This is a genomic window from Streptomyces sp. 5K101, assembly GCF_046506645.1.
Taxonomy (GTDB): domain Bacteria; phylum Actinomycetota; class Actinomycetes; order Streptomycetales; family Streptomycetaceae; genus Streptomyces.
The window spans coordinates 305,756-323,113 of record NZ_JBKFFO010000001.1 but is presented as its reverse complement, the minus strand read 5'-3'; the positions used below and the strand labels follow the sequence as shown (position 1 = coordinate 323,113).

The window sequence follows — 17,358 nt, the reverse complement described above, 5'->3', positions numbered from 1 at the left end:
CCACACTTCCCCGCGTGCGCGGCGTACGCACGGCCCGGCCCCTACCCGCCCGCGCCGGACTGAGAGGGCGCATGAGCCAGACCCGACACGTCCCGGTGATGCTCCAGCGGTGCCTGGACCTGTTGGCCCCGGCCCTGCGCAGACCCGGTGCGGTCGTCGTCGACTGCACCCTCGGCCTCGGCGGACACAGCGAGGCCCTGCTGACGCAGTTTCCCGAGGTACGGCTGATCGCCCTGGACCGGGACAAGGAGGCTCTGCGGCTGTCCGGCGAGCGGCTCGCCCGATTCGGTGACCGCGCCACCCTCGTCCACGCCGTCTACGACGAACTGCCCGGCGTCCTCGACCGTCTCGGCGTCCCGCGCGTCGACGGTGTCCTGTTCGACCTCGGCGTCTCCTCCATGCAGCTGGACGAGGCCGACCGCGGCTTCGCGTACGCGCAGGACGCCCCGCTCGACATGCGCATGGACCAGACGACCGGGATGAGCGCCGCGGAGGTGCTCAACACCTACCCGGCCGGCGAGCTGGTGCGCATCCTGCGCGCGTACGGCGAGGAGAAGCAGGCCAAGCGGATCGTGTCCGCGATCGTGCGCGAGCGGGAGAAGGAGCCGTTCAGCAACAGCGCCCGGCTCGTCGAGCTCATCCGCGACGCGCTGCCGCAGGCCGCCAAGCGGACCGGCGGCAATCCGGCCAAGCGCACCTTCCAGGCGCTGCGCATCGAGGTCAACGGGGAGCTGAGCGTGCTGGAGCGCGCCGTTCCGGCAGCCGTCGCCGCGCTCGGCGTCGGCGGGCGCATCGCGGTCCTGTCGTACCACTCGCTCGAGGACCGGCTGGTCAAGCAGGTCTTCGCGGCGGGCGCCGCCACCACCGCGCCCCCGGGGCTGCCCGTCGTGCCGGAGGAGTATGAGCCCCGGCTGAAGCTGCTCACGCGCGGCGCCGAGCTGCCCACCGACGAAGAGGTCGCCCAGAACCGCCGTGCGGCCCCGGCGCGGCTGAGAGCGGCGGAGCGTATCCGCGAGGACGTCGGGTGAACGGGGCACAACGGCGCGGTTGAGCGGCACACACGGGTGAACGGCGGCACGGAAGCGATGCGGAGGACACCTTGAGCACAGCGGCCAAGCAGGTGAAAGGAAGGGCCGCGCGGCTCGCGCGGCTGATGCCGTCGGGGCCGAGCACCGCCGCCCGCACCCCCTTCGTCCTGCTGGTCGTGCTGCTCCTGTCCGGCGGCCTGATCACCCTCCTGATGCTCAACTCCTCCCTCAACCAGGGCTCCTTCGAGCTGAGCGAGCTGAAGAAGAAGACCACCGAGCTCACCGACCAGCAGCAGGCGCTCCAGCGCGACGTCGACAGCCACTCCGCCCCCGACGCCCTCGAACGCCGCGCCCGCGAGCTGGGCATGGTCCCCGGCGGCAGCCCGGCCTTCCTCGGCCCGGACGGCAAGGTCCGCGGCGTCCCCGGGAAGGCCACCGCCCTGCCCTCGCCCGCCCCGGAACCGCAGCAGGTCCCCGAGACGGAGGTCCCGTCCGCCACACCCCCGGCGTCCCCCACGGCCGAGCCCTCGGCGTCCCCGGCCTCCGCCGCCCCGGCCGCGTCGTCCGCCGCGCCGCCCCCGCCGCAGAGCGCCCCCCAGGCGACCGGCCCCGCCGCCGCCCCCGTCCGCACGTCCCCGCAGCCGACCCCGACGACCACCGGCAGGTGACGCAGTGCCCTCCAAGCAGCCCCCGCGGCGGCATGTGCCGGGCCCCGCCCGGCGTCCCTCCGCATCGCCCTCCGGCCGGCCCGCCCGGCGCCCCGCGCCCCGCGGCGCACGCCCGGACCGGCGCCCCGCCCCGCGCACCATCAGACTGGGCAGCCCCCGGCCCCGGCTGCGGCTGGTCAGCCTGGGTCTCACGCTCGTGATGCTGGCCTTCGTCGTACGGCTGCTCCAGGTGCAGGCCGTCGACGCCAGCGCGTACGCGGCGAAGGCGGAGAAGAACCGCTACTTCAGCTACACGCTCGCCGCCGAGCGCGGCGAGATCACCGACCGGGCCGGGATCGCGCTCGCCACCTCCGTCGACGCGCACGACATCACCGCGGACCCCAAGATGTTCACGCCGAAGGAGAGCAAGGCCCCCGACGCGCCCGAGCAGGCGGCCGCACTGCTCGCGCCCATCCTCCAGGCAGACGCCGCCACGCTGGCCGAGAAGCTGAAGAAGCCGGGGTCCCGCTACGCCGTGCTGGCCCGCCGCCAGACACCGCAGGTGTGGAACCAGATCAAGGACCTCAAGAGCGTCTACTCGCAGAAGGCCGCCGCCGACAAGCGCAGGGGCGGCCCCGGTGCCAATGTCCTGGCGGGCGTCTTCCAGGAGCGCAGCAGCAAGCGCGTGTACCCGAACGGCGAACTCGCCGCCGGGATACTGGGTTACGTCAACGGCGAGGGCCGCGGCGCCGGCGGCATCGAGTCCATGCTCGACAAGACGCTCGCCGGCAAGGACGGCACGGTCACCTACGCCCAGTCCGGCGGCCGGCGCATCCCGACCGCCGGCTCCCGCGAGGAGCCCGCCGTCCCCGGCTCCGACATCGAGCTCACGATCGACCGGGACATCCAGTGGGCCGCCCAGAAGGCCATCGAGGACCAGGTCGGCAAGTCCAAAGCCGACCGCGGCTATGTGATCGTGCAGAACACGCGCACCGGCGAGATCCTCGCCATGGCCAACGCCCCCGGTTTCGACCCCAACGACCTCGGCCAGGCCGACGCCACCGCCATGGGCAACGCCGCCCTCCAGGACGCGTACGAGCCCGGCTCCACCGCCAAGGTCATGTCCATGGCCGCCGTGCTGGAGGAGAAGAAGGCCACCCCGGCCACCCATGTCGTCGTCCCCAACCGCCTGCACCGCGGCGACCGGCTCTTCAAGGACGACATCGACCACCCCACCTGGTACCTCACGCTCAACGGCGTCCTCGCGAAGTCCAGCAACATCGGCACCATCCTCGCGACCGGACAGCTGGGGAAGACCCAGCGCGAGGCGAACCAGGTGCTCCACTCCTACCTGCGCAAGTTCGGCATCGGCAGCACCAGCGGCCTCGGCTACCCCGGCGAGACCCCCGGCATCCTCGCCGAGCCCGGCGACTGGTCCACCTCCCAGCAGTACACGATCCCCTTCGGCCAGGGCCTGTCCATCAACGCGATGCAGGCCGCGTCTGTCTACTCGACCATCGCCAACGGCGGTGTGCGCATCGACCCCACGCTCGTCCGCGGCACCAGGGGACCCGACGGGCACTTCACCGCGGCGCCCGAGCCCGAAAGGACCCGGGTGGTCAGCGAGAAGACCGCGAAGACCCTCGCCACCATGCTCGAATCCGTCGTCGACGACGAGGAGGGCACCGGCACCAAGGCACGCATCCCCGGCTACCGCGTCGCCGGAAAGACCGGAACGGCCAACCGCGTCGACCCCGAACTCGGCCGCTACAAGGGCTACACCGCCTCCTTCGCCGGGTTCGCCCCCGCCGACGACCCGGAGATCACCGTTTACTGCGCGATCCAGAACCCGACCAAAGGCAGCTACTTCGGCGGCCAGATCTGCGGCCCCGTCTACCAGAAGGTCATGGAGTTCGCGCTGAAGACCCTGCAGGTCGCACCGACCGGCAAGGCGCCCGCCCGACTGCCCGTGACCTTCGGGCCCGGCGAGTGACCGGAGGAACACCAGTGACAACGATCACCCCGCGACCCGGGAACCGAGCCGGGGACACCCCCTCTTTTTCCCCCGGGCCGCCTGCGCCCGGTACGCTCACCGCCGTGCCACACGCTGATCAGTACCGAACCACCCAGCAGGACGACCCCGCGAAACACCCGGGGGCGCCCCGCCCGACGCGGCCCCGCCCGACAGACCTCGGGGACCTGGCCGCCCGGCTGGGGGTGCAGACGCAGGCCGGGGGAGAGATCACCGGCATCACCCACGACTCGCGGGCGGTACGCCCAGGTGACGTGTACGCGGCCCTGCCCGGCGCCCGTTTCCACGGAGCCGATTTCGCACCGCAGGCCGCCGACCTCGGGGCCGCCGCGATCCTCACCGACGAGGCGGGCGCCGAACGCGCGGCGGCCACCGGACTGCCGGTCCTGGTCACCGACAACCCGCGCGGCCGGATGGGCGAGCTCGCCGCCGAGATCTACGGTCGGCCCGGCGAGGGCCTGCTCCAGATCGGCATCACCGGCACCTCCGGCAAGACCACCACGGCCTACCTCGTCGAGGGCGGCCTGCGCGCGGCCGGCCGCGCCACCGGGCTGATCGGCACGGTCGAGATGCGCATCGGCGACGAGCGCATCAAGTCCGAGCGCACCACCCCCGAAGCCACCGACCTCCAGGCCCTGTTCGCCGTCATGCGCGAACGCGGCGTCGAGGCGGTCGCCATGGAGGTCTCCAGCCACGCCCTCGTGCTCGGCCGGGTCGACGGCTGTGTCTTCGACGTCGCCGTCTTCAACAACCTCAGCCCCGAGCACATGGAGTTCCACTCCGGCATGGAGGATTACTTCCAGGCCAAGGCCCAGCTGTTCACGCCGCGGCGCAGCCGGGAGGGCGTCGTCAACCTCGACGACGAGTACGGCCGCAGGCTCGTCACGGAGGCGACCGTGCCGGTCACCACCTTCTCCGCCGAGGGGCACCCGGACGCCGACTGGCGCGCCGAGGACGTCGACGTCACCGCCGTCGGCTCGACGTTCACCGCCGCCGGCCCCAAGGGCGAGCGGGTGCGGGCCGAGGCGCCGCTGCCCGGACCGTTCAACGTCGCCAACACCCTCGCCGCGATCGTCACGCTCGCCGTGGCCGGAATCGAACCCCAGACCGCTGCCGACGGCATCGCCGCCGTGCCCGGCGTGCCCGGCCGGCTCGAGCGCGTCGACGCGGGCCAGCCCTACCTCGCGGTCGTCGACTACGCCCACAAGACGGACGCCGTCGAATCCGTCCTGCGCTCCCTGCGCAAGGTGACCGAGGGCCGGCTGCACGTCGTCCTCGGCTGCGGCGGCGACCGCGACGTGACCAAGCGCGGACCCATGGGCGCCGCGGCCGCACGCCTGGCCGACACCGCCGTGCTGACCTCGGACAACCCGCGCTCCGAGGACCCCCTCGCGATCCTCGCCGCCATGCTCGCCGGCGCCGCCGAGGTGCCGATCCACGAGCGCGGGGACGTCCTGGTCGAGGCCGACCGCGCCGCCGCCATCGCGGCCGCCGTCGCCCGCGCCCGGCCCGGCGACACCGTCCTCGTCGCCGGCAAGGGGCACGAGCAGGGCCAGGACGTCGCCGGAGTGGTCCGCCCGTTCGACGACCGCCAGGTACTGCGCGAAGCAATCCAGAACAGTCAGGGATGAAGTAGTGATCGCCCTCTCCCTAGCCGAGATCGCCGAAATCGTCGGCGGGCAGACGTACGACATACCGGATCCGGCCGTCCAGGTCACCGGCCCCGTCGTCCGGGACTCCCGCGAGATCGAGCCAGGCAGCCTCTTCGTCGCCTTCGTGGGCGAACGCGTCGACGGACACGACTACGCGCGCCAGGTCGTCGACGCGGGTGCGGTGGCCGTCCTTGCGACCCGCCCGGTCCAGGTGCCCGCCATCGTCGTGGACGACGTCCAAAGGGCCCTCGGTGCGCTCGCCCGCGCCGTCGTCGAACGGCTCGGCACCCACGTCGTCGCGCTGACCGGCTCCGCCGGCAAGACCAGCACCAAGGACCTGATCGCCCAGGTGCTCCAGCGCAAGGCTCCCACGGTCTGGACCCCGGGCTCCCTCAACAACGAGATCGGCCTGCCCCTCACCGCCCTGACCGCCACCGAGGACACCCAGCACCTCGTGCTGGAGATGGGCGCGCGCGGAATCGGCCACATCCGGTACCTCGCCGGGCTCACCCCGCCCCGGATCGGCCTCGTCCTCAACGTGGGCACCGCGCACATCGGCGAGTTCGGCGGCCGCGAGCAGATCGCCCGGGCCAAGGGCGAACTCGTCGAGTCCCTGCCGAAGGACGGCGTCGCCGTCCTCAACGCCGACGACCCGCTGGTGCGCGCCATGGCGTCACGCACCGAGGCCCGGGTGCTGCTCTTCGGCGAGGCCGCCGACGCCGCCGTACGTGCCGAGAATGTCCGGCTCACGGAGCACGGACAGCCCTCCTTCACGCTCCACACACCCACCGGGTGCAGTGACGTGACCATGCGGCTGTACGGTGAGCACCACGTGTCGAACGCGCTCGCCGCGGCCGCCGTCGCCCATGAGCTGGGCATGCCTGTGGACGAGATCGCCCTCGCGCTCTCCGAGGCGGGCACCCTCTCCCGCTGGCGGATGGAGGTCACCGAGCGTTCGGACGGCGTGACGGTCGTCAACGACGCCTACAACGCGAACCCCGAGTCCATGCGTGCCGCGCTTCGGGCGCTGGCCGCCATGGGCGAGGCCGCACGGGCAAAGGGAGGTCGCACGTGGGCGGTGCTCGGGCAGATGGCCGAGCTCGGGGACGAGGCGCTCGCCGAGCACGACGCGGTCGGACGGCTCGCCGTCCGGCTCAATGTCGGCAAGCTCGTCGCGGTCGGGGGCAGGGAAGCGTCCTGGTTGCAACTGGGCGCATACAACGAGGGTTCGTGGGGTGAGGAGTCGGTGCACGTGTCCGACGCGCAGGCGGCGGTCGACCTGTTGCGCAAAGAGTTGCGCCCGGGAGACGTCGTGCTGGTGAAGGCTTCCAGGTCGGTCGGTCTGGAGCGGATCGCGCAGGCTCTGCTCGAGGGCTTCGACAGCTCCGAGGGTGAGGGTGCCGTCCGATGAGGCAGATCCTGTTCGCGGGAGCCATCGGTCTCTTCCTGACCCTGATCGGTACCCCGCTGCTGATCAAGCTGCTGGCCCGCAAGGGATACGGGCAGTTCATCCGCGACGACGGCCCCCGTACGCACGGCAGCAAGAAGGGCACGCCCACCATGGGCGGCATCTCCTTCATCCTGGCCACGCTCATCGCGTACGCGCTCGCCAAGGTCATCACCGGTGAGGACCCCACCTTCTCGGGTGTTCTGGTCCTCTTCCTGATGGCCGGCATGGGCCTCGTCGGCTTCCTCGACGACTACATCAAGATCGTCAAGCAGCGGTCGCTCGGCCTGCGCGCCAAGGCGAAGATGGCCGGCCAGCTGATCGTCGGCATCGCCTTCGCGGTGCTGTCCCTGCAGTTCGCCGACAAGCGCGGCAACACCCCGGCCTCCACCAAGCTGTCGTTCATCACCGACTTCGGGTGGTCCATCGGACCCGTGCTGTTCGTGGTCTGGGCGCTGTTCATGATCCTCGCGATGTCGAACGGCGTGAACCTGACCGACGGCCTCGACGGCCTCGCCACCGGCGCGTCGGTGATGGTCTTCGGCGCGTACACCTTCATCGGCCTGTGGCAGTTCCAGGAGTCCTGCGCCAACGCAGAGACCCTGACCAATCCCAACGCCTGCTTCGAGGTACGAGATCCGCTCGACCTCGCGGTTGTGGCCTCCGCCCTCATGGGAGCCTGCTTCGGCTTCCTGTGGTGGAACACCTCGCCCGCCAAGATCTTCATGGGCGACACCGGGTCGCTCGCGCTCGGCGGCGCGCTGGCGGGTCTGGCGATCTGCTCGCGCACCGAGTTCCTGCTCGCCCTCCTCGGCGGACTGTTCGTCCTGATCACCATGTCCGTGGTGATCCAGGTCGGTTCGTTCCGGATGACCGGCAAGCGGGTCTTCCGGATGGCACCGCTGCAGCACCACTTCGAACTCAAGGGGTGGTCGGAAGTCCTTGTGGTGGTCCGCTTCTGGATCATCCAGGGCATGTGCGTCATCGTGGGTCTGGGCCTCTTCTACGCCGGATGGGCAGCCGACAAGTGAGCGAGTGGCAGGGCAGGAACATCACCGTCGCCGGCCTCGGGGTGAGCGGCATCAGCGCCGCCCGCGCCCTGGCCGGCCTCGGCGCGGCCGTCACCGTCGTGGACGGCGGCGACAGCGACGCGCACCGGGCGCGGGCCGCGGAGCTGGCCGGGCCGGGCGTCACGGTGCGCCTCGGCGACGCCGAGACGCTGCCCGACGGCACGGATCTGGTGGTCACCTCGCCCGGCTGGAAGCCCTCCAGCCCGCTCTTCGAGGCGGCGGCCAAGGCGGGCGTCGACGTCGTCGGCGACGTCGAGATCGCCTGGCGGCTGCGCGGCCCGGACGCGCCGCCGTGGCTCGCGGTCACCGGCACCAACGGCAAGACGACCACGACGCGGATGCTCGCCTCCATCCTGTCGGCCGCCGGTCTGCGCACCGCCGCCATCGGGAACATCGGCACCCCGATCATCGACGTGGTGACCGGCGACGAGCAGTACGACGTGCTCGCCGTCGAACTCTCCAGCTACCAGCTCCACTGGGCGCCCTCGCTGCGCGCCCACTCCGCCGCGGTCCTCAACCTCGCGCCGGACCACCTGGACTGGCACGGTTCGATGGAGGCGTACGCCGCCGACAAGGGCCGGATCTACGAGGGCAACACGGTCGCCTGCGTCTACAACGCCGCCGACCCGGCGACCGAGGACCTGGTGCGCGAGGCGGACGTCGAGGAGGGCTGCCGCGCGATCGGCTTCACGCTGGGCACCCCGGGGCCGTCCCAACTCGGCGTCGTGGAAGGCATTCTCGTCGACCGCGCCTTCGTGGCCGACCGCCACAAGCAGGCGCAGGAGCTCGCCGAGGTCGCCGACGTCGACCCGCCCGCGCCGCACAACATCGCCAACGCGCTGGCGGCCGCGGCACTCGCCCGCGCCTTCGGCGTGGCCCCGGCGGCCGTACGCGACGGCCTGCGCGCCTTCCGCCCCGACGCACACCGCATCGAGCACGTGGCGGACGTCGCGGGCGTCGCGTACGTCGACGACTCCAAGGCCACCAACACCCATGCCGCGGAAGCGTCTCTGGCCGCGTACGAGCCGATCGTGTGGATCGCGGGGGGACTTGCGAAGGGCGCCACGTTCGACGAGCTGGTCGCCAGGTCGGCGGCGCGCCTGCGCGGTGTCGTGCTGATCGGCGCCGACCGTGCCCTGATCCGTGACGCCCTCGCGCGACACGCCCCCGAGGTCCCGGTCGTCGACCTCGACCGGACCGACACTGGGGCGATGTCCGCGGCGGTGGCGGAGGCGGCCTCGCTGGCCCGGCCCGGCGACACGGTTCTGCTGGCCCCCGCCTGCGCCTCGATGGACATGTTCACCGACTACAACAAGCGAGGCGAGGCCTTCGCGGAAGCGGTCCGCGCACTCGCCGCCGAGCACGGCTGACAGCCGCCAGGTCCGGCTGCCGCCGGGCACGACTGGAGGGGACAGCGACGATGCCGCCCAGCACCACCGGGTCCGTACCGCCGGACCCCACCCCCGCCGCGGGCGCTGCCCACGCCCCCACTGCCCCGACTCCACCACCCGACGGCGGCACCGGCACCGTGCCTGCCGCGGTGGCAGGTGCTCCTTCTGCGACCGACGGCCGCGCCTCGGCTGCGCCTGCTGACGGTGGCGCTCGCATCGTGCCTGCTGCGATGGCAGGTGCTCGTTCTGTGGCCGACGGCCGCGTCCCGTCCGACCCCGCCCTCTCGGCCGCCCCGGCCCCGGCCCGCTCCTCGGCCGACGGCCGCGCCTCGGCTGCGCCAGCCGACCGCGGCGCTGCCGCGGTGCCTGCTGGGGTGGTAGGTGTTCCTTCTGTGGCCGACGGCCGCGTCCTGTCCGACCCGGCCCTCTCGGCTCCGCCGTCCCGGCCCATGGCCGAAGGGGGCGCCTCGGCTGTGCCGGGCGACGGCGGCGCTGCCATCGTGCCTGCTGCGGTGGCAGGTGTTCCTTCTGTGGCCGACGGCCGCGTCCCGTCCGACCCTGCCCTCTCGGCCCCGCCGGCCCCGGCCGGGCCCATGGCCGACGGGCGCGTCACTGCCGGCCCGGACCGCAGTCGTCGCGGGGTGCGACGGGACGCCGCCGCCGCGTTGGACCGGGTGAGTCGCGCCGCGGCTGCGTGGAGCCCGGTCCTCGCAGGGCAGCCCGCCTTCGCCGGCGCAACCGGCATCGCGCTGCGCAGCCGGACCGACGCTCCCCGGGCCGGGCTGGTCCGGGCGGGTGCGGGCCCCCGCATCCCCAAGGCACCCCGCGGCAGCGGACCCCGCAGCCCCCGGCGGCTGTACGAGCAGGCGCGACGGGCCTGGGACCGGCCCCTGACCGCGTACTACCTGATCCTCGGCAGCAGCTCGCTGATCACCGTGCTCGGCCTCGTCATGGTCTACTCCGCGTCGATGATCCAGGCGCTGGAGTACTCCCTGCCCGCCTCGTACTTCTTCCGCAAGCAGTTCGTCGCCGCCCTCATCGGCGCGGGGCTGCTGTTCCTCGCCTCCCGCATGCCCGTCAAGCTGCACCGCGCCCTGTCGTACCCCCTGCTGCTGGCCGCCGTGTTCCTGATGGTCCTCGTGCAGGTCCCCGGGATAGGGCATGCGGTCAACGGCAACCAGAACTGGATCTACCTCGGCGGACCCTTCCAGCTCCAGCCCAGCGAGTTCGGCAAGCTCGCGCTCATCCTGTGGGGCGCGGACCTGCTCGCCCGCAAACAGGACCGGCGGCTGCTGACCCAGTGGAAGCACCTGCTCGTCCCGCTCGTCCCCGTCGCGTTCCTGCTGCTCGGCCTCATCATGCTCGGCGGCGACATGGGTACGGCGATCATCATGACCGCCATCCTGTTCGGTCTGCTGTGGCTCGCAGGGGCCCCCACGCGCCTGTTCGCCGGGGTGCTCGGCATCGCCGTGCTCGCCGGTCTGCTGCTGATCGGGAGCAACGAGAACCGCATGTCACGGCTCGAGTGCGTGGGTGCCACCGACCTCGGACCCAAAGGCGAGTGCTGGCAGGCCGTGCACGGCATCTATGCTCTTGCCTCCGGCGGATGGTTCGGTTCCGGTCTCGGTGCAAGTGTGGAAAAATGGGGTCAATTGCCCGAACCGCACACCGACTTCATCTTCGCCGTCGCCGGGGAGGAACTGGGCCTCGCGGGGACGCTGTCGGTGCTCGCGTTGTTCGCGGCTCTAGGCTATGCGGGTATCCGCGTTGCCGGACGCACGGAGGACCCCTTCGTGAGGTACGCAGCGGGAGGTGTGACCACCTGGATCACGGCCCAGGCCGTGGTCAACATCGGTGCGGTGCTCGGTCTGCTGCCGATCGCCGGCGTCCCGCTCCCGCTGTTCTCCTACGGCGGGTCGGCCCTGCTGCCGACGATGTTCGCCGTCGGGCTCCTGATCGCCTTCGCGCGACAGGACCCCGCCGCGAAAGCGGCCCTGGCCACGCGGAGGCCCGGGGTGAGATGGAAGTCGATGAGACGGCGCGTGAAGAAGCGTCCGTCCGGAGAGCGGTGAATTTCGGTGCATGTCGTACTCGCCGGCGGGGGGACCGCCGGCCACATCGAGCCCGCGCTCGCCCTCGCGGACGCCCTGCGCAGGCAGGACCCGACCGTGGGGATCACGGCCCTCGGCACGGAGCGCGGACTGGAGACCAGGCTCGTGCCCGAGCGGGGCTACGAGTTGGCGCTCATCCCCGCCGTACCACTGCCGCGCAAGCCCACCCCCGAGCTGATCACCGTCCCCGGGCGGCTGCGCGGCACCATCAAGGCGGCCGAGCAGGTCCTGGAGCGCACCAAGGCCGACTGCGTCGTCGGCTTCGGCGGCTACGTCGCCCTGCCCGGCTACCTCGCGGCCAAGCGCCTCGGTGTGCCGATCGTCGTCCACGAGGCCAATGCCCGTCCCGGCCTCGCCAACAAGATCGGCTCGCGGTACGCCGCGGGGGTCGCCGTCGCCACGCCCGACAGCAAGCTGCGCAACTCCCGCTACATCGGCATCCCGCTGCGCCACTCCATCGCGACGCTCGACCGTGCCCGGGTGCGTCCCGAGGCCCGAGCGGCCTTCGGTCTCGACCCCAACCTGCCGACGCTGCTGGTGTCCGGTGGCTCGCAGGGCGCCCGGCGCCTGAACGAGGTCATCCAGCAGATCGCTCCGGTGCTCCAGCGCTCCGGTATCCAGATCCTCCACGCGGTCGGCCCGAAGAACGAACTGCCGCACGTGGACAACATGCCCGGGATGCCGCCCTATGTGCCGGTACCGTACGTGGACCGGATGGATCTCGCGTACGCCGCGGCCGACATGATGCTCTGCCGCGCGGGCGCGATGACCGTCGCCGAACTCTCCGCCGTGGGTCTGCCCGCCGCGTACGTCCCGCTGCCGATCGGCAACGGCGAACAGCGGCTGAACGCCCAGCCGGTGGTGAAGGCGGGCGGTGGACTGCTGGTCGACGACGCCGAGCTGACCCCCGAGTGGGTCCAGGGCAACGTCCTCCCGGTGCTCGCCGATCCGCACCGGCTCTACGAGATGTCGCGCGCGGCTGCCGAGTTCGGCCGCCGGGACGCCGACGACCTCCTCGTCGGCATGGTGTACGAGGCGATTGCTGCACGCCGCCAGGCGTGAGAAGGCAGGGAGCGTGGCCGGACCGACCACCGCCGAACGTGGTGCGCGAAATCCCCGTGACGGATCCGCCGGTTCCGAGGGACCGGTCCGCCCGCCCCGCCCGGACGACGGCGCCGGCCGCCGACGCAGGCCCGGCCCGCGTGCCCTGGCCGCCGTCGCCGCCGTCCTCTTCGTCGCGGGAGTCATCTGGCTTCTCTACGGCTCGGCGTGGCTGCGCGCCGAGCACGTGACGACCACCGGCACCCAGGTGCTGACGCCCCAGCAGGTGGAGGCGGCGGCGGAGGTGCCCATCGGCGCACCGCTCATCGCGGTCGACACGGACGCCGTCGAGGCACGGCTGCTGCGCCAACTGCCCCGTATCCACTCGGTCGACGTCGTGCGGTCGTGGCCGCACGGAATCGGTCTGAAGGTGTCCGAGCGGCGACCGGTCCTGGTGCTCGAAAAGGGCGGAAAGTTCATCGAAGTGGACGCCGACAGCGTCCGGTTCGCCACGGTCGACACCGCCCCGAGGGGCGTCCCGCGACTGGAGTTGACGACGAGCGCCTCCCCGAGCCTGAGGCGTTTCGGCGCCGACCGGCTGGTCGGGGAGGCCGTACGGGTCCGGGGCGATCTGCCCGACCGGATCGTCCGCGACCTGACCAGCCTCGAGGTGCGGTCATACGATCATATCTCTCTTGAGCTCAAGGGGGATCGGACCGTGGTGTGGGGGAGCGCCGAGGACGGCGAGGCGAAGGCTCGCACACTCGTGGCGCTGATGAAGGCGGCACCCACCGCACGGCACTTCGATGTGAGCGCCCCCACCGCCCCTGCCGTATCGGGGAGTTGACGCACATATGCCCAGGCCAGCACCCTGGTTGGGCATGGCTGCGCGTGATCACATAGGGTGAAAAGAAAAACGGGAGGTTCGGCGTGTTCGTTGAACGTGCGCCACTTGTCGACTTAGTGTCCTGTTCGGAAGAGTCAAGGGAACAGACACACTGGTAACCCTAAACTTCACCGTTAGGGTTCGGGTCGGCAGCAGGCGGGTCGGGCCGTCCCCATTCGACATCAGTCGTCGCAGCGCGGCCCCGCGAGGCGGCGACACGTAAATCGAGGCGAGAGGCCTTCGACGTGGCAGCACCGCAGAACTACCTCGCAGTCATCAAGGTCATCGGTGTCGGCGGCGGTGGTGTCAATGCCATCAACCGAATGATCGAGGTCGGTCTCAAGGGCGTCGAGTTCATCGCGATCAACACGGACGCGCAAGCGCTGTTGATGAGCGACGCCGACGTCAAGCTCGACGTGGGCCGTGAACTCACCCGAGGCCTCGGCGCCGGAGCCAACCCGGCAGTCGGTCGCAAGGCGGCAGAGGACCACCGCGAGGAGATCGAGGAGGTCCTCAAGGGAGCCGACATGGTCTTCGTCACCGCGGGCGAGGGCGGCGGCACCGGCACCGGCGGCGCGCCCGTCGTTGCCAACATCGCCCGCTCGCTCGGCGCCTTGACCATCGGCGTCGTCACCCGCCCCTTCACGTTCGAGGGCCGCCGGCGCGCGAACCAGGCGGAGGACGGCATCGCCGAACTCCGCGAAGAGGTCGACACCCTCATCGTGATCCCGAACGACCGGCTGCTGTCCATCTCGGACCGCCAGGTGAGCGTCCTCGACGCCTTCAAGTCCGCGGACCAGGTGCTCCTGTCGGGTGTTCAGGGCATCACCGACCTCATCACCACCCCGGGTCTGATCAACCTCGACTTCGCCGACGTCAAGTCCGTGATGTCGGAGGCCGGATCGGCGCTCATGGGCATCGGCTCGGCCCGCGGCGACGACCGCGCGGTGGCCGCGGCCGAGATGGCGATCTCCTCGCCGCTGCTGGAGGCGTCCATCGACGGCGCCCGCGGCGTGCTGCTGTCCATCTCCGGCGGCAGCGACCTCGGCCTCTTCGAGATCAACGAGGCGGCCCAGCTGGTGAGCGAGGCCGCCCACCCCGAGGCGAACATCATCTTCGGCGCGGTCATCGACGACGCCCTCGGCGACGAGGTCCGCGTGACCGTCATCGCGGCCGGATTCGACGGGGGCCAGCCCCCGGCCCGCCGGGAGAACGTGATCGGCTCGGCGTCCGCCAAGCGCGAGGAGCCCTCGGCCGCACAGCGCACCGAGACCTCGCGCCCGGCGAGCGGCCTCGGCGCCCTGCCCGTACACGAGGAGCCCCAGGCCCCCGCGGAGCCGGCCCCGATGGCGAGCGATTTCTCCTCGTCGGCGTCGCCGCAGGTGCCCTCGGCCCGTCCGTACGACACCCAGGCCGAAGAGCTGGATGTTCCGGACTTCCTGAAGTGACAGTGCAGCACGACGCGATAGACGAGAGCGGCGCGCACTTCGCCTTCACCGACAGGTGGGGCGGGGTGAGCGCCGTTCCGTACGAGGAGCTCAACCTCGGCGGCGCGGTCGGCGACGACCCCGAGGCCGTGCGGACCAACCGCGCGATCGCCGCCGAGGCGCTCGGACTCGACCCGGCCGGGGTCGTCTGGATGAACCAGGTCCACGGCAGGGACGTGGCCCGGGTCGACGGACCGTGGCAGGACGCGGAGATCCCTCCGGTGGACGGTGTGGTCACCGCCCGGCGTGGACTCGCCCTCGCGGTGCTCACCGCGGACTGCACCCCGGTCCTGCTCGCCGACCCGGTCGCGGGCGTCGTGGGCGCGGCGCACGCGGGCCGGCCCGGCACGGTCGCCGGCATCGTCCCCGCGACCGTCGAGGCGATGGTCTCGCTCGGCGCCGAACCGGAACGGATCATCGCCCGCACCGGACCTGCCGTTTGCGGTCGCTGCTACGAAGTACCCGAGCAGATGCGGGCGGAAGCGGCCGAAGTGGAACCCGCCGCCTGGTCCGAGACCAGTTGGGGGACCCCGGCCGTCGACGTCACCGCCGCGGTGCACGCTCAACTGACCGCGCTCGGAGTGACGGACCTGCGCGGATCGCGGATCTGCACCCTGGAGTCGCGCGACCACTACTCGTACCGCCGTGACCGGACCACCGGACGGCTCGCCGGATACGTCTGGCTCGAGGGCCGGGAAGAAGAGGACCGGGAACAGGCATGACGGACCGAAGAACCGAACTCGCCGCGAACCTCGCGCAGGTGGAGGAACGAATCGCCGCCGCCTGCGCGGCCGCCGGCCGCGAGCGGGAGGACGTGACCCTCATCGTGGTCACCAAGACCTACCCGGCCAGTGACGTTCGCCTTCTCCATGAACTGGGGGTGCGCCATGTGGCGGAGAACCGCGACCAGGACGCGGCGCCGAAGGCGGCCGCCTGCGCGGATCTGAACCTCCACTGGCACTTCGTGGGCCAGTTGCAGACCAACAAGGTCCGTTCTGTCGCGAGTTATGCCGATGTCGTGCAGTCTGTCGACCGGCTCAAGCTCGTTTCCGCCCTGTCGGCGGCCGCGGTGCGCGCCGAACGCGAACTGGGCTGTCTCGTCCAGGTGGCGCTGGATGCCGAGTCGGGGCAGCAGGGGACCCGGGGCGGCGTCGCGCCGGACGGCATCGAGGAGTTGGCGACGGCGATCGCGGACTCACCAGGACTGCGGCTCGACGGACTGATGACCGTCGCGCCGCTCGCCGGGCCGTACGCGGGACGGCAACAGGCGGCGTTCGAGCGGCTGATGGAATTCTCATCCGGCCTGCGCGTGGCCCATCCGGCTGCGAACATGGTGTCAGCAGGGATGAGTGCGGACCTCGAACAGGCCGTGGCGGCCGGGGCGACACATGTGCGCGTCGGTACGGCGGTACTCGGAGTCCGACCCAGGCTCGGGTAACGTCGCGAAGCAAGTCGGACCACAGCAGAAAATATGGTCATTCCCGCCCATAGCGGGCAGACCGAGTGGATCGCGGGCACTTGGTGACGCAAGCCGATCCACCACAGAGCGGAGGACTCAGAGAATGGCCGGCGCGATGCGCAAGATGGCGGTCTACCTCGGCCTCGTGGAGGACGATGGGTACGACGGCCGGGGCTTCGACCCCGATGACGACTTCGAACCCGAGCCGGAGCCGGAGCGCGAGCACCGGCGGCACCAGCCGCCGCACCAGGTCGAGCGGGAGGAACCGGCCAGGGTGACGGTGCCGCCCGCCCAGCGCGAGCCCGCCCCCCTGCCCGCCGAGAGCGGGCGTCCGGCGCGGATCGCGCCCGTGGCATCCATCACACCTGAACGCCCGAGCCTGGAGAAGAGCGCACCGGTGATCATGCCCAAGGTCGTGTCCGAGCGGGAGCCCTATCGCATCACCACGCTCCACCCGCGGACCTACAACGAGGCCCGTACCATCGGGGAACACTTCCGCGAGGGCACTCCCGTGATCATGAATCTGACGGAGATGGACGACACCGACGCGAAGCGACTTGTCGACTTTGCCGCGGGTCTCGTCTTCGGTCTGCATGGCAGCATTGAGAGGGTGACGCAGAAGGTGTTCCTGTTGTCTCCTGCTAACGTCGATGTCACGGCGGAGGACAAGGCCCGCATCGCAGAGGGCGGATTCTTCAACCAGAGCTGAGAACGACACCGGGAACGATCCGGCCGAGAGGCCGGCTGAGATGGGATCCAGGGGAGAGGGAAGCGCGGGATGAGCGTCGCACTACAGGTCGTCTACATCGCTCTGATGTGCTTCCTCGTTGTCCTGATCTTCCGGCTTGTCATGGACTACGTCTTCCAGTTCGCCCGTTCATGGCAACCCGGTAAGGCGATGGTGGTCGTTCTGGAGGCCACCTACACTGTCACCGATCCACCGCTCAAGCTTCTGCGGCGGTTCATCCCGCCGTTGCGTCTCGGGGGCGTGGCACTCGACCTGTCCTTCTTCGTTCTGATGATCATCGTCTACATCCTGATCTCCATCGTTCGTGGAGTGGGGAACTCGATGTGAGCGATACGGTCCTGCCGACTGCCGACGACTAC

At 71.3% G+C, this 17,358-nt stretch carries 15 protein-coding genes; all 15 read left to right on the top strand.

Going from position 1 to position 17,358, the window contains the following annotated elements; all coding sequences use genetic code 11:
* Positions 1–71 precede the first annotated feature (71 nt).
* On the top strand, positions 72–1,028 hold the full coding sequence (rsmH, locus tag ACLB9X_RS01425) for a 16S rRNA (cytosine(1402)-N(4))-methyltransferase RsmH (RefSeq protein WP_410358314.1): 957 nt from the start codon (positions 72–74) through the stop codon (positions 1,026–1,028).
* 71 nt (positions 1,029–1,099) lie between these two features.
* Entirely contained in the window at positions 1,100–1,696 is a 597-nt protein-coding gene (locus ACLB9X_RS01420) for an FtsB family cell division protein (RefSeq protein WP_410358313.1), read from the top strand.
* Between the two features lie 4 nt (positions 1,697–1,700).
* Complete coding sequence (locus tag ACLB9X_RS01415; RefSeq protein ID WP_410358312.1) at positions 1,701–3,668, top strand: peptidoglycan D,D-transpeptidase FtsI family protein; 1,968 nt, start codon at positions 1,701–1,703, stop codon at positions 3,666–3,668.
* A 14-nt stretch (positions 3,669–3,682) separates the two neighbouring features.
* Positions 3,683–5,338, top strand: coding sequence for a UDP-N-acetylmuramoyl-L-alanyl-D-glutamate--2,6-diaminopimelate ligase (locus tag ACLB9X_RS01410; protein ID WP_410358311.1), 1,656 nt, complete (start codon positions 3,683–3,685; stop codon positions 5,336–5,338).
* A gap of 4 nt (positions 5,339–5,342) precedes the next feature.
* On the top strand, positions 5,343–6,770 hold the full coding sequence (gene murF, locus ACLB9X_RS01405; RefSeq protein WP_410358310.1) for a UDP-N-acetylmuramoyl-tripeptide--D-alanyl-D-alanine ligase: 1,428 nt from the start codon (positions 5,343–5,345) through the stop codon (positions 6,768–6,770).
* Positions 6,767–7,837 carry a phospho-N-acetylmuramoyl-pentapeptide-transferase gene (gene mraY, locus ACLB9X_RS01400; RefSeq protein WP_307715951.1) on the top strand — a complete coding sequence of 357 codons (1,071 nt, stop codon included), beginning with the start codon at positions 6,767–6,769 and terminating at the stop codon, positions 7,835–7,837. The genes murF and mraY overlap by 4 nt, the downstream gene beginning before the upstream one ends.
* On the top strand, positions 7,819–9,246 hold the full coding sequence (gene murD / locus ACLB9X_RS01395; protein ID WP_410358309.1) for a UDP-N-acetylmuramoyl-L-alanine--D-glutamate ligase: 1,428 nt from the start codon (positions 7,819–7,821) through the stop codon (positions 9,244–9,246). The genes mraY and murD overlap by 19 nt, the downstream gene beginning before the upstream one ends.
* Positions 9,247–9,860: 614 nt before the next feature.
* Complete coding sequence (ftsW, locus tag ACLB9X_RS01390; RefSeq protein WP_410358603.1) at positions 9,861–11,339, top strand: putative lipid II flippase FtsW; 1,479 nt, start codon at positions 9,861–9,863, stop codon at positions 11,337–11,339.
* 6 nt (positions 11,340–11,345) lie between these two features.
* Complete coding sequence (murG, locus tag ACLB9X_RS01385) at positions 11,346–12,440, top strand: undecaprenyldiphospho-muramoylpentapeptide beta-N-acetylglucosaminyltransferase (protein ID WP_307715953.1); 1,095 nt, start codon at positions 11,346–11,348, stop codon at positions 12,438–12,440.
* Positions 12,441–12,453: 13 nt separating this feature from the next.
* The gene (locus ACLB9X_RS01380; RefSeq protein ID WP_410358308.1) at positions 12,454–13,266 is read left to right on the top strand and encodes a cell division protein FtsQ/DivIB; all 813 of its coding nucleotides are present in this window, start codon (positions 12,454–12,456) and stop codon (positions 13,264–13,266) included.
* A 284-nt stretch (positions 13,267–13,550) separates the two neighbouring features.
* Positions 13,551–14,753 carry a cell division protein FtsZ gene (gene ftsZ, locus ACLB9X_RS01375; RefSeq protein ID WP_410358307.1) on the top strand — a complete coding sequence of 401 codons (1,203 nt, stop codon included), beginning with the start codon at positions 13,551–13,553 and terminating at the stop codon, positions 14,751–14,753.
* On the top strand, positions 14,750–15,514 hold the full coding sequence (gene pgeF / locus ACLB9X_RS01370; RefSeq protein WP_410358306.1) for a peptidoglycan editing factor PgeF: 765 nt from the start codon (positions 14,750–14,752) through the stop codon (positions 15,512–15,514). Before ftsZ ends, pgeF begins: the two co-directional genes overlap by 4 nt.
* Positions 15,511–16,230, top strand: a complete 720-nt coding sequence (locus ACLB9X_RS01365; protein WP_410358305.1) for a YggS family pyridoxal phosphate-dependent enzyme — start codon at positions 15,511–15,513, stop codon at positions 16,228–16,230. The genes pgeF and ACLB9X_RS01365 overlap by 4 nt, the downstream gene beginning before the upstream one ends.
* Positions 16,231–16,354: 124 nt before the next feature.
* Positions 16,355–16,960, top strand: coding sequence for a cell division protein SepF (locus ACLB9X_RS01360; RefSeq protein ID WP_410358304.1), 606 nt, complete (start codon positions 16,355–16,357; stop codon positions 16,958–16,960).
* A gap of 69 nt (positions 16,961–17,029) precedes the next feature.
* Positions 17,030–17,326, top strand: a complete 297-nt coding sequence (locus ACLB9X_RS01355) for a YggT family protein (RefSeq protein WP_177148724.1) — start codon at positions 17,030–17,032, stop codon at positions 17,324–17,326.
* Positions 17,327–17,358: the final 32 nt, after the last annotated feature.

Bases quoted from the DNA above. Each gene is read 5' to 3' on its own strand.
- mraY (WP_307715951.1), top strand. From the start codon at position 6,767: ATGAGGCAGATCCTGTTCGCGGGAGCCATCGGTCTCTTCCTGACCCTG.
- murD (WP_410358309.1), top strand. From the start codon at position 7,819: ATGGGCAGCCGACAAGTGAGCGAGTGGCAGGGCAGGAACATCACCGTC.
- ACLB9X_RS01360 (WP_410358304.1), top strand. From the start codon at position 16,355: ATGGCCGGCGCGATGCGCAAGATGGCGGTCTACCTCGGCCTCGTGGAG.
- rsmH (WP_410358314.1), top strand. From the start codon at position 72: ATGAGCCAGACCCGACACGTCCCGGTGATGCTCCAGCGGTGCCTGGAC.
- ACLB9X_RS01355 (WP_177148724.1), top strand. From the start codon at position 17,030: ATGAGCGTCGCACTACAGGTCGTCTACATCGCTCTGATGTGCTTCCTC.
- ftsW (WP_410358603.1), top strand. From the start codon at position 9,861: ATGGCCGACGGGCGCGTCACTGCCGGCCCGGACCGCAGTCGTCGCGGG.
- ACLB9X_RS01365 (WP_410358305.1), top strand. From the start codon at position 15,511: ATGACGGACCGAAGAACCGAACTCGCCGCGAACCTCGCGCAGGTGGAG.